The sequence below is a fragment of the bacterium genome (assembly GCA_024742285.1).
Classification (GTDB): Bacteria; Myxococcota_A; UBA9160; order UBA9160; family UBA4427; genus UBA4427.
The window spans coordinates 105,171-117,710 of sequence record JANSYR010000001.1 but is presented as its reverse complement, the minus strand read 5'-3'; the positions used below and the strand labels follow the sequence as shown (position 1 = coordinate 117,710).

General features: G+C 69.1%; 8 protein-coding genes. 4 read left to right on the top strand and 4 right to left on the bottom strand.

The features are described 5' to 3' along the window. The first annotated feature begins 10 nt into the window (after positions 1–10). Both NXI30_00525 and NXI30_00520 read left to right on the top strand, forming a co-directional pair. Positions 11–610 (top strand): carbonic anhydrase, encoded by a 600-nt coding sequence (locus tag NXI30_00525; GenBank protein MCR9092675.1) that lies wholly within the window; start codon positions 11–13, stop codon positions 608–610. A gap of 63 nt (positions 611–673) precedes the next feature. Next, entirely contained in the window at positions 674–2,233 is a 1,560-nt protein-coding gene (locus NXI30_00520; protein MCR9092674.1) for a SulP family inorganic anion transporter, read from the top strand. A 19-nt stretch (positions 2,234–2,252) separates the two neighbouring features. Here NXI30_00520 and NXI30_00515 read toward each other — a convergent pair whose 3' ends face one another. After that, a complete protein-coding gene (locus NXI30_00515; protein ID MCR9092673.1) occupies positions 2,253–3,518 on the bottom strand; it encodes a sulfotransferase in 1,266 nt (421 codons plus the stop codon). 272 nt (positions 3,519–3,790) lie between these two features. Here NXI30_00515 and NXI30_00510 point away from each other — a divergent pair, with 272 nt between their 5' ends. Together NXI30_00510 and NXI30_00505 are read left to right on the top strand one after the other, a co-directional pair. Beyond that, on the top strand, positions 3,791–4,147 hold the full coding sequence (locus NXI30_00510) for a hypothetical protein (protein ID MCR9092672.1): 357 nt from the start codon (positions 3,791–3,793) through the stop codon (positions 4,145–4,147). Positions 4,148–4,181: 34 nt separating this feature from the next. Beyond that, positions 4,182–6,191: an NAD(P)/FAD-dependent oxidoreductase gene (locus NXI30_00505; protein MCR9092671.1), complete on the top strand. Its 2,010-nt coding sequence runs from the start codon at positions 4,182–4,184 to the stop codon at positions 6,189–6,191. A 209-nt stretch (positions 6,192–6,400) separates the two neighbouring features. On the opposite strand, the gene NXI30_00500 is transcribed toward NXI30_00505, so the two are convergent. From NXI30_00500 to NXI30_00490, 3 genes are read right to left on the bottom strand one after another with little or no spacing between them, the layout of a single operon-like run. Beyond that, positions 6,401–8,047: a Na+:solute symporter gene (locus NXI30_00500; GenBank protein MCR9092670.1), complete on the bottom strand. Its 1,647-nt coding sequence runs from the start codon at positions 8,045–8,047 to the stop codon at positions 6,401–6,403. Between the two features lie 38 nt (positions 8,048–8,085). Next, positions 8,086–11,322, bottom strand: a complete 3,237-nt coding sequence (locus NXI30_00495; protein ID MCR9092669.1) for an efflux RND transporter permease subunit — start codon at positions 11,320–11,322, stop codon at positions 8,086–8,088. Then, positions 11,319–12,440 (bottom strand): efflux RND transporter periplasmic adaptor subunit, encoded by a 1,122-nt coding sequence (locus NXI30_00490; protein ID MCR9092668.1) that lies wholly within the window; start codon positions 12,438–12,440, stop codon positions 11,319–11,321. Before NXI30_00490 ends, NXI30_00495 begins: the two co-directional genes overlap by 4 nt. Between the last annotated feature and the right edge of the window lie 100 nt (positions 12,441–12,540).

Here is a 12,540-nt window from a genome sequence, read left to right as displayed (position 1 = left end):
GTCGAGTCGTATGGAGTCCATTCTCGAGGGCATCGAGCGTTTTCGGACGAGCGTCTTTCCCGACCGCCGCGAGGCGTTCGAGGCGCTGGGCGGCGGACAGCAGCCGAAGATCCTGCTGGTGACCTGCTCGGATTCCCGGATCGATCCCTCGATGGTCACCCAGACCGATCCCGGTGAGGTCTTCGTCGTGCGGAACGCCGGCAACCTCGTCGCGCCCCACAGTGCCGCCCCCTCCGCGGAAGCCGCGACCATCGAGTACGGCATCGAGGCCCTCGGCATCCCGGACATCGTCGTCTGCGGACATACCCACTGCGGTGCGATGGCGGCCCTCGGTCAGCCCGGCTCAGCCGACGGTCTGCCCTCGGTGAAGGCGTGGATCGAGACCTCGACCGCAAGCCTCGACCGTCGGGAGCATGTGAGTGGCTTCGACGACGACCTGACGAAGCTCGTCGCGGCCAACGTCTGCCAGCAGCTCGATCATCTCCGCGGCCATCCCAGCGTCGCCAGGGGGCTGGAGGCGGGCACGCTCCGGCTGCACGGCTGGGTCTACGACTTCGAGCGCGGCGACGTCTACGCCTGCGACGAGAACGGGAACTTCTCCAAGATCTGAACCGCCCTCACGGCCGCTGACCCGCGAGCGCGAGCGAAGAGATAGAGAGAAGAGAGGGAGCCCATGTCCAACGAGTCCTCCGCGATCGACTTCCGAACCATCCTCCGGAGCGATCTGCTCGCCTCGGTGGTCGTCTTCCTGGTGGCGCTTCCGCTCTGCATGGGCATCGCGATCGCCTCCGGTGCGCCGCCCGCCGCCGGTCTCGTGACGGGCATCGTGGGTGGACTCGTCGTCGGCTTCATCGCCGGCGCCCCGCTTCAGGTGAGCGGCCCCGCCGCCGGCCTCTCGGTGATCGTCTGGGAGCTGATCCAGACCCACGGCTACGGCGCGCTCGGCTGGATCGTCCTCGTCGCCGGCGGCGTGCAGATCGTCGCGGGCCTGATCGGCTTCGGTCGCTGGTTCCGCGCCGTCTCTCCCGCGGTGATCCACGGCATGCTCGCCGGAATCGGGATCCTCATCTTCGCGAGCCAGTTCCACGTGATGGTGGACGACGCGCCTCGCGGGAGTGGTCTCGCCAACCTGCTCGCGATCCCGGAAGCGATCATCAAGGGCTACACGCCGACCGAGGACTCCGTGCACTTCCACGCGGCGATGATCGGCCTGTTCACCCTCGCGATCCTGGTGTCCTGGAAGTTCGTCGTGCCGGGCAAGCTGAAGTCGGTGCCGCCGCCGCTCGCCGCGGTGATCGGCGCCACGCTCGTCGCTTCGTTTCTGGACCTCGAGCTGCTGCGCGTGAACGTTCCGGAGAGCATGCTCGACGCGATCGCGGTCCCGCCGGTCGAATCGCTGACCGCGCTCGGTTGGGGCGTGCTCGGCTCCGGCTTCGCCATGGCGTTCATCGCGAGCGCGGAGACGCTGCTCTGCGCCACCGCCGTCGACAAGATGCACACGGGCCCGCGCGCGAAGTTCGACAGGGAGCTCGCGGCACAGGGCGTCGGCAACATGATCTGCGGTGCGCTCGGCGCGCTGCCCATGACCGGCGTCATCGTCCGAAGCTCCGCCAACGTCGAAGCCGGCGGCAAGACCCGCGCTTCGGCGATCCTCCACGGCGGCTGGCTCCTGCTCTTCTGCGTGGGCATGCCCTTCGTGCTGCGCGAGATCCCGACCTCGGTCCTCGCCGCGGTCCTCGTCTTCACCGGCTACAAGCTGGTCAACATCGTGGCGCTCCAGGGCATCGCGAAGCTCGGCCGCCAGGAGGTCGGGATCTACGCCGCGACCGTGATCGGGATCGTCGCCGTGGATCTCCTGACCGGCGTCGTCGCCGGCATCGCGCTCTCGCTCGCGCGGATCCTCTACGACATGGCGAACCTCGACGTGAAGATCGAGGCGGCTCCGGACGGCTCCCACCACGACATGTGGCTCTCCGGCTCCGCGACCGTCGTCTCGCTCCCGAAGCTCGCCGGAACGCTCGAGGAGCTTCCGAACGACATGAAGCTCCACGTCCACCTGCACGGCCTCGATTACATCGACCACGCCTGCCTCGACCTGCTGATCAACTGGCAGAAGCAGCACGAGGCGATGGGCGGCGAGCTCATGATGGACTGGGAAGGCCTGCAGGCGCGCTTCGGCAACCGGGGGCTCCACCCGAGCCCAAAAGGCGAGAGCCCAGTGAGGGCGGCCTGACCGCCTCTGCCGACGGCGCCTAGACCTCGCTCGCGACGCCGAAGTATTCCTGGAAGGGTCGGAACGCCGCGCGGGCCGCGGCGATCGTCTCGGGATCGCCCATCTCGTAGTCGTGCTTGCCGAACTTGTCCTTGGGCTTGTTCGCCACGTAGTCGACCATCGCCCGCTTCGATTCCGGCGGCAGCGGGAGCGCGAGCTCGCCGTAGAGCTTCTCGAGCGCAGCGTCCGGGTCGGCGAAGAACGCGAGGTAGTCGATCGGGAAGACCCGGTCCTTCGGGATCGTGCCGTCCTCCATCCACTCGATCATGTCCTGGAGGGTCTGGTAGGTCTCCTTGCCGTCGATCGACTTGCCGAAGCCCTTGCCGAGGGAAGTGTCGTCACTCCGCATGTAGTAGAGCACGCCGGACACGTCGACGACCGACGCGGCGGACTTCACCGGGTCGCGCAGCATGAGCGCGAGCTTCGCGTCGGGATAGGCCTCGAAGAGGGCGGGCAGAACCGGGAGGTGCGTCGGGCCCTTGAGGAGCCAGTGCCCGGGCCGGCCGGTGGACTGCAGGAGCTGCAGGATCTTCTTGTGCCAGGCGAAGGCGGAGCGGTGGTCGTTGCTCGCCACGTACTTCGTGTAGTTCGGGACGTAGAACGAGGCCGAGAACGCGTAGGACACGAAGGACGAGTAGGTCCACTCGATGCACTCGACGGGCAGCTCGGCGCCCACCTTGTGCATCGTCGCCCACTCCGGCGTGATCCGGTCCTGCAGGCCGACCACGTCCTGGGCCTGCGCGATTCGCGGATCGGGAGGGGGATCGTTCGGAGCCGGCGGCGGGACGGGAAACTTCGCTTCCCACATCCGGACGGCGCGCGCGTTCGGATCCGCACCGAGGATCTCCTGCATGATCGTGGTTCCGGAGCGGGGGAGGCCCACGATGAAGACCGGGGCTTCGATCACCTCCTGCTCGACCTCCGGATGTCGCTTCAGCCAGTCGACCACCCGGAGCCGTCCTTCGAGGTGGATCAGGAGATCCGATCGCGTCATCACGCGACCGAAGAAGTGGAGGTTCGCGGTCTCCTCGAGATCCGAGAGGAGCAGCCGGAAGGGCTCGACCCAATCGTCGTCGCCGAAATCCTCGAGGCCGGTGTTCTCGCAGGCGGCCCGGAGCAGGGAGGCTTCGTCGAGGGGGACGACGCTGCGGGCGTCGATGCGGTGGCCGATGTCGATGAACTCACGGGCCCAGTCCGGGCGGGGCTTCGGCTGATAGACGATGGCGTTGTGGTCGAGCGGGGACATGGGCGGCCTCCCTGGAAGCGGGCTTTCCACGTTAGCCGAACGAACGGGGGCGACCTCCACCCCGAAACTCCTGCGAGGTGGACCGAAGAATGCACCTGTCTCGTCGGCTCGGTCGGGACACGCCGAAACGAGTGCTGTCATTCACGATCCGTTCGGTCAACGAGACCGACCGTTCACGGTTTCGGCCCCGCCGGACGATGAAGTCGCGCGATCCGCGGGAGGGCGCAATCGTCGGTCCACCTCCGAAGTGCTGTGATAGGATCGATCGGACCATGGCGGATGGATCCGAACCTGCGGAAGCGACGCTCGGCCCGATCGCGACGAAGGTCCTCTACGAGGACGAGCGCGTCCGGATCTGGGACCAGCTGATCGAGCCCGGTCAGACGACGGGGCCGCACCATCACGCCTTGCCCTACGCGCTGGTGACGGTCGAAGGCGCACCCCTCGACGTGATGCCGGTCGAGGGCTTTCCGATGATCCACGGAAGCGATCCGCTCTCCGTCGAGCTCGAGGACCGCACGGCGGGCGTCCTGGAAGCGGGTTCTTACGAGGACGCGCGCAATACCGGAGACCGTCCGTATCGCGCGATTCTCGTGGAGTTCAAGCAGGTGGGGACGTCCGACACCTAGCAGCGCGCGACCCCGCGCGAAGGAGACCTCGTCGATGGCCCACCCGCATCTCCTGGCTCCCGGTCGGATCGGCTCCCTCGAGCTCCGCAACCGGATCCTGATGTGCCCGATGGGGGACAACCAGGCGACCGACGGCGGCTACGTGACCGATCAGCAGATCGACTATTTCGAGGCGCGGGCACGCGGAGGTGCGGCGCTCCTGCTGGTCGGGTCGGTCGGAGTCACCGCACCGGACGGCCTCTCCACCCCGCGCCAGAGCGCGATCGGCGACGCGACCTTCCTCGACGGCTGGCGCCGCATGGCCGACCGCGTCCACGCCCACGGCGCCAAGCTCGCCCTGCAGCTCGTGCACAACGGGAAGAACGCGGTCGAGGACATCGTCGCGGGGCGCCCGCTCCTCGTTCCTTCGCTCCTCCGCAAGACGCCGGAGACCGATCCGTTGATGGGCATGCTCACCCCCGACGAGATCGCGAACATGGGGACGCCGGCGCAGGTCCAGGGCGGCCGCGTCGAATTCCGCGAGATGACCCGGGACGACATCGCCGGGATGGTGTCCGCCTATGCTGAGGCGGTCGTGCGGGCGCGCGAGGTCGGCGTCGACGCCTGCGAGCTCCACGCCGGTCACGGCTACTTGATCGACAACTTCCTCTCGCCGACCACGAACTTTCGCGAGGACGAGTATGGCGGCCCGGTCGAGAACCGAGCGCGCTTCCTCGTCGAGATCCTGGAAGCGATCCGGGCGCGGGTCGGCCGCGACTATCCCGTGTGGATCCGGATCAACGGCGGCGAGGTCTTCGTCGAGGGCGAGACCCTCGAAGACGCCTGTCGCGTCGCCGAGCTCGCCGAGGCAGCGGGCGCCGACGCCGCCCACGTCAGTCTCTACGCAGATCCGGCGCGGGCCATCGGATACACCGAGGCCCACGCAACCGATCTTCCGGGGCGCTTCGTCTCGCTCGGCGCGGCCGTCAAGAAGCGGGTCGGTATGCCGATCATCACCGTCGGCAAGATCGCGCCCGACGAGGCGGAGCGCATCCTCGCCGATGGGCAGGCCGACTTCGTCGCGATGGGACGCAAGCTGCTCGCGGATCCGGAGCTGCCGAACAAGCTGGCGGCGGGGGCGCCGGAGACGGTCCGACCGTGCATGTACCACTACCGCTGCATCAGCCAGATCTTCGTGCGCTCGCACGTGCGGTGCGCGGTGAACGCGATGACGGGATTCGAATCCACCCGCCGACTCGAGCCGGCGGCGGTCGCGAAGCGCGTGCTGGTCGTCGGCGGTGGACCCGCCGGAATGGAGGCGGCCCGCCTCGCTTCCCTGCGAGGCCACGAGGTCCGTCTGGTCGAGGCCGCCGACCACCTCGGCGGTCGCTTCGCGCTCGCGGCGAAGACCGCGGAGTCGAACGCGGCGCTGCTCGAGTGGCTCGAGGGCGAGATGACGCGCCGGGAGATCGACCTGCGGCTCGGCGAGCGGGTCGAAGCGAGCGAGATCGCCGACGCCGGCTTCGACGAGGTGATCCTCGCGACGGGGGCGACGTGGCCGCGGCCGGACTGGGGCGGCGTGGATCCGCGCGTGGTGGGCATCGACGACCTCGGGGACTGGCTCGCGGAAGAGGGCGAGGAGACCGGTCGACACTTCGTGGTCGTGGGCGGCGATCGCGCGGGACTCGCCCTGGCACGCGTGGCCCGGAGGCGCGGGGCGTCGGTCGAGGTGATCGAAGCGACGGAGGTCTTCGCCTCGGCGATGGGACTCGTCGGGCGCTGGCGCTTCGTGCACGACGCACGCGAGGAGGGGGTCGTGCTCCACGGAGGCGCGCGGGTCGAGGGGATCGACGCCGATGGGCTTCGCTGGACGGCGCAGGGCGGCACCGCGCGCGTCAGCCCCGCCGACCTCGTCCTCGTCGCGAGCGGCGCACGGGCCGGCTCGACCCTCGCGGCGGCGCTCCGTCCCCTCGGTGTGGTCGGCCGGATGATCGGCGACGCGAAGGAGCTGCGCTTCGTGGAAGGCGCGATGGAGAGCGCCGCCGAGGTCGTGCTCTCGCTCTAGCGCGGCCTACTCGATCGGGACGATCGCGTTGCCCTCGTCGTCGAACCGGGGGAGGTACTCGGCGATGCCGTTTCGGTCCGCCAACGCGCCGCGGTCCCCGGGACTCGTCACGGTTGCCGCGCGCGACGTCGCCGAGGGTCGGCATCGCGCGGCTCCGTCGGCGACGCGCCCGGATCGAAACCGCCCGCGCGGGGCCGAGCGAGAGACGCTCAGTTCGGCGTCGCCTCGGCCCGCCGAACGGCGAATCCGAGCAGGAGCACGGTCGCGAGGAGGGCGACACCGGCCCGCGCCGCGTCCCCGACGAGGACTGCGCCCGCCGCGACGATCGCCGCATAGATCCCTGCGGTCGCCGCGGCCACGTCGATCCAGGGGCCCCAGCCGAGCGGCTTCGCCGGCAGACCGAGCTTCCGGGCGACGGGGTCCCAGGCGCCGGCCGGCCGGACACGTTCGTAGAAGCGCGCGAGCACCGCTTCGTCCTCCGGTGGCGTCGCGAAGGTCACGACGAAGGTCACCGGAAGCGTGAGCGCGACGACGACGACGAGGGAGAAGGGGAAGGCGATCTCGGTGAAGGCGTCGACGACGTTCGCGAAAACGAGGCTCGCGCTCATGACGGCGATCTCGCTCCAGGCGTTGATCCGCCACCAGAGCCAGCGCAGCAGGAGGATCAGGCCGGTTCCGGCGGTGATCGTCGCGAGCAGCTTCCACGCGTCGGCGACGGAGTCCATGCCGAGGGTCGCGAGGGCCCCGATCGCGGCGAGGAGGACGACGCTCGCGCGGGCGACCCGGACGAGCCGGGCCTCGTCGGCGTCGGGGTCGAGGAATCGCGCATAGAGATCGTGGGTCAGGTAGGAGGCGCCCCAGTTCAGCTGGGTGTCGATCGTCGACATGAAGGCCGCGAACATCGCCGCCATGAGGAGTCCGAGGAGTCCGGCGGGCAGGGTGTCGAGCATGACCTTCACGTAGCCCGCCTCGGGATCCGCCAGGTCCGGGTACTGCACGACGGCGACGAGTCCGATGACGATCCAGGGCCATGGACGGATCGCGAAGTGCGCGATGCCGTACCAGAGCGAGGCGAGCCGGGCGTCGCGCTCGCTGCGGGTCGCGAGGATGCGCTGGGCGATGTAGCCGTTGCCTTCGGTATTGCCGCTCGACCAGCTCTTGATCGCCACGAAGGCGAGGAACGCCCAGAACGCCTCGCGGTCGGCCGGAGCGGGGACGACTGCGAGCAGATCGCGCCGATCGCCGAGCGCTTCGAGGAGCGCGCCGAGCCCGCCGCGATCGCCCACCGCCATCACGGCCAGGAGGATCGAGCCGGCGAGGGCGAGGCCGAACTGGAGGAAGTCGGTGAAGACGACGCCGATCAGCCCCGCGAGCAGGGTGTAGGCGACGGTGACGAGGAAGAGCCCGAAGAGGAGCCAGAGGCTCTCGGTCTCGTCGAGGCCGAGCGCGAGGGTGAGGACCTTGACCATCGCCAGGTTGACCCAGCCCATCACGATCGCGTTGCGGAGCACGCCGAAGTAGATCGCCCGGAACAGACGGAGGCCGGCGGCGGGGCGACCGCCGTAGCGGAGCTCGATCAGCTCGTTGTCGGTCAGCACGCCGCTTCGCTTCCACAGGTGGCTCACGAGAAAGGTCCCCATCACCGCGGGGAGGACGTCCGCCCACCAGAACCAGTTGCCCGCGACTCCGCCGGTCGCGACGAGGCCCGCGATCGCGAGCGGGGTGTCGGCGGCGAAGGTCGTCGCGACGATCGACGTCCCTGCGAGCCACCAGGGGAGGGTCCGGTCGGCCGCGAAGAAGGCCTCCGTCGAGCGTCCAGCGCGTCGGGCGTGCCAGGCGCCCCAGCCGAGGGCGATGACGAGGAAGAGGACGACGATCGCTAGATCGAGGCCCGTCAGGAGCCGAACCCCGGGCCGGTCGGGTCGGGGCGCGCGCTGACGACGAGATCCCGCGCTCGTCCGAAGGCCCGCTTCGCGCGCTCCTCGAAGGAGGCGAAGCTCGCGTAGCTGAGCGGGATCACGAAGAGGGTCCCGACCATCGCGAAGAGGAGGCCGAAGGCGATCGCCGCCGCGAAGGGGCCGTAGCTCTTGGAGGATCCCTGCAGGCCGAAGGCCATCGGCAGGAGCGCCACGACCGTCGTCATCGTCGTCAGGATCACGGGCCGCAGCCGCTGCGCGCCCGCCTGGGCGACCGCTTCGAGGAGCGGCATGCCGTCGCGTCGTGCGCGGTTGATGAAGTCGACGAGCACGAGGGAGTCGTTCACGACGACACCGGAGAGTCCGACCGCGGCGTAGAGCAGGTTGAAGCTGATGCTGTAGTCGCGAATCAGCACACCGAAGATGATCCCGGCGAAGCCGAGCGGAACGGAGGTCAGCACGATCAGGGGCTGCGTGTAGCTCCGGAAGAGGGTCGCGAGGAGCATGTAGATGGCGAGCAGCGCGACCGGGAAGGCCGCGAGGGTCTCGCGCATCGACTCGTTCGACTCCTGGTACTCGCCGCCGTAGATCAGATCGACCGCCGGGAAGCGCTCGCGGATGTCCGCGAAGCGTGCCTCCAGATCCCGGTTGACCGAGATGCTCGTCGCGAGATCGTCGTCCACGTCGGCGAAGACCGTGACCGCGCGCTTGCCGTCCACGCGCCGGTAGGCGAGGTAGCCGCGGGTGACCTCGAGCCTCGCCACGTCGGAGAGGCGGACGAGCTGTCCCTCGCTTCCGCGGACGTCGATCTCGAGGAGGTCGAGCAGCCGGTCGCGTTGGCCCGGCTCGAGGAGGACGCGGATGTCGTCGTCCTCGACGGCGGTCGGCGAACGGAAGCTCGAGCTGACGACGCCGTCGTTCGCGCCGCGGAGCGCTCGCGCGAGGTCTTCGAAGGTCAGGCCGAACTGCGCGGCTCGCTCGTCGTCGATCTCGAGACGGATCTCGCGCGGCCCTTCCTTCAGGTTGTCGTCGATCCCGTCGACTCCGAGAATCGTCGCGAGATAGGCCTTGATCTCCTCGGCGATCTTCTTGTTGACCGCGAAGTCCTCGCTCTGGATGCGGACCTCGACCGGGCGGCCGACGGGCGGTCCGTATCGCTCAGACTCGACGCGGAGCGTGACGACGTCCTCCGGGTGGTCGGCCTCGAATGCGCGCATCGTCTCGCGGACGCGTTCGAGCACGTCCTGCGGTCGGAGCTGGTTCCGCTCGGTCTGCGGGATGGCGACGGTCGTCATGGCCAGGTTCGGGGCGATGATCCGGTCGTAGTTCAGGTCGACGGCGAGACCGACGATCGTGTTGAAGTCGAGGATGTCCTCCTCGGGAAGACCGAGCAGCGCTGCTTCGATTCCCTGCGTGACTTCGGAGGTCTGCTCGAGGCTGTAGTCCGGCGGCGATTCGAGGCTGATGTTGAAGGTCGCGAACTCGCCGGGAAAGAGATCGAACCGAACGCGGGTGCTCGCGGCGGCGGTCACCATCAGGAAGGCGATGAACAGGACCGTGAACGAGAAGCGGTGGCGGATCACCGGCGCGAGGAGGACGAGGTAGCCGGCGCGGAGCGCGCCGAATCCCTTCTCCATGCCGATCCGACCCTTCCCGAAGAAGTCCAGCAAGGTCCCGGCGAGGCCGCTGCGCGTGCGGGGGCCGGCGGCGGCCGCCTTGGCCCGGGCGCTCTGGCGCGATCCGAAGTCCAGATAGTGGGCCGGCAGGATCAGGAGGCACTCGAAGAGCGAGGCGACCAGGCAGACGACCACGCACTTCGGCATGACCGAGACGAACTTGCCGGCCGTTCCGCCGACGAGGAGGAGCGGGGCGAAGGCGGCGATCGTCGTCGTGACCGCCGTCGCGACGGGCCAGAGGACTTCGTTCGAGCCGACGAGGACCGCCTGCTTCAGCTCCATGCCCTCTTCGATCTTCCGGTAGATGTTCTCGAGGACGATGATCGCGTCGTCGACGAGCATGCCCGAGACCAGGAGCATTCCGATCAGCGTGTTCGAGTTGACGCTGATGTCCAGGATCGGGAAGAAGATCATCGCCGTCAGGAGCGAGAAGGGGATCGCGATGATCGTGAGCATCGCGTTCCGGAACCCGATCGTGAACCAGAGGAGCGCCGCGACGAGGAACATGCCCGCCGCCAGGTTCTCGAGCAGCACGGCGATCCGGGGCGTCACGAAGTCGGAGCTGTCGATGGTCGTGTTGACCTCGATCCCATCCGGCACGAGCGGGTCGAACTCCTCGAGGAAGGCGTCGACGCGCCCGACGAGGTGGCGGACGTCGGTCTTGTCCTTCTTGGCGACGGAGATGACGACCGCGGGGCGGCCGAGGTAGCGCGTGACGAAGGTCGCCTTCTCGAGGCCGCGCTCGACGCGCCCGACGTCGCGGACGCGGACGAGGGTCCCGTCCGGCTCCTCGAGGACGACGGTGTCGAGGATCTCGTCGACGGATCGGTAATCACCCGTCGCCCGGACCGTCGCCTCGCCGAACTCGTCCTGGAGCGTGCCCGCTGGGAGGTTCTGGTTCTGGCGCCGGACGCGCTCCGCGATGTCGGCGATCGTGAGCCCGTGGAGGTTGGCGCGGGCCCGGTCGACGAAGACGCGGACCTCCCGCTCCTGGAATCCGCGGATGTCGACCTTCGAGACGCCGGGGATCTCGCGGACCCGGGACTCGACTTCCTGCGCGATGTCGCGGAGGGCGAGCTCGCCGACGTCGCCCGTGTCGCTCACGACGATGAAGACGACGTCCGAGACCTCGGCGGAGATGATCTCCCGGAGGCTGGGTTCCTCCGCGTCGAGGGGCAGGTCTTCCGCCTGGTCGATCGCGCCGCGGATGTCGTTGACGGCGGATTCGTAGTCGACGGTCTCGAGGGTCTCGTCGATGTCGAGGCTGATCATCGAGATGTTCGACTGGGACGCCGAGCGCATCTCCTCGACGTCGCCGATCGTGATCAGCTCTTCCTCGAGCTTCGCCGTCACGAGGCGTTCCACTTCGTCCGCCGAGGCGCCGGTCCACTGGGTCGTGACGACGACCTGGTTGAGCACCACGTCGTGGAAGTACTCGACCTCGGTCAGCTGGAGTGCGTTCCAGCCGCCGATCATGCAGACGAAGAACAGGACGTTGACGAAGACCGTCTGGCGGACGCTGAACTCGGGGAGCGTCATCGGACGAGTACGCGCATGCCGGTTCGCAGCTGGTCGACGGCGGTCACGACGACCCGGGTACCGTCCTCGATCCCGTCGGTGATCTCGACGCGATCCGGACGGAAGGGAACCGGCCGTGTCGAGACGCGGACGCGGGTCGCGCGGTCTTGCGCATCGAGGACGTAGACGTACTGGAGCTCGAACTCGTCGAGGACGGCCCGCGCCGGCAGGCGGATCGCGGCTGCGCGTCCGACCTCGAACTGGACCTGGGCGACCATCCCGGGGCGCGGATGGCGCGCTTCGTCGCCGTTGGGCACCGCCAGCTCGACGACGACGGGGTAGCGGCTGCCCTCGTCGACGGGCGCACCGGCGACCCGGGCGATCCGACCCTCGAAGGGCGCGTCGCCGAGCACGTCGACGCGGATCCGGGCGTCCGCACCCGGTGTGAGCGAGCCGACCTGTCGATCGCCGACGAGGACGGTCACTTCGAGGACCGAGAGGTCGAGGACCTCCGCGATGCGCGAGCCCGGTTGGACATAGGTCCCCGGATCGAGGTCGAGCGCGTTCACGAGCCCGTCGAAGGGCGCGGCGATCCGCGTGTGCGCGAGGCGGGTCCGCGCCTCGAGCAGCGCCGCATAGCTTCGGCGCTCCTCCGCGATGGCGGAATCGAGCTCCGCCTCGCTCGCGACGGAGCGCTTGCCGAGTCGCTGCTGGCGTTCGAGCTCGGCCTTCGCGAGGCGATGGCTCGCTTCCGCGCGGATCAGCTCCGCGCGCGGGAGCGCCGAGTCCAGCTCGACCAGGACCGCGCCTTTCGTGATCGGCGCGTGCTCGGTCGCCGGGACCGAGACGATCCGTCCCGCGATCTCCGCGGAGACCCAGGTCGAACGCACGGGTTCGAGGCGTCCGACGAGCTCGACGATCTCGGCGGACGGGATCGCCCGCGCGATCTCGGTCTCGACTTCGAGAGAGGGCGCGGGCTCTGTCGGTCCGCCCTCCTGGGCGGCGGCGAGGCGTGCATCGCGCTCTCGGGCCTTGGCGGCGCCGTCAGACGTATAGAAGCCCCAGATCGCGAGCAGGCCGAGCAGGGCGGCCGCGACGAGGACCAGCGTGGGCGTGGATCGTTGGGAGAGTCGGGGCATCCAGTCACGGGGTGCGCAGTCGGAGGGGGTCGTTCCGGCGCGGGGGTGGATCACGAGGTCGTGGACGAGCGCGCCGCCTACTGTAGCGCTCGCCTTGCCG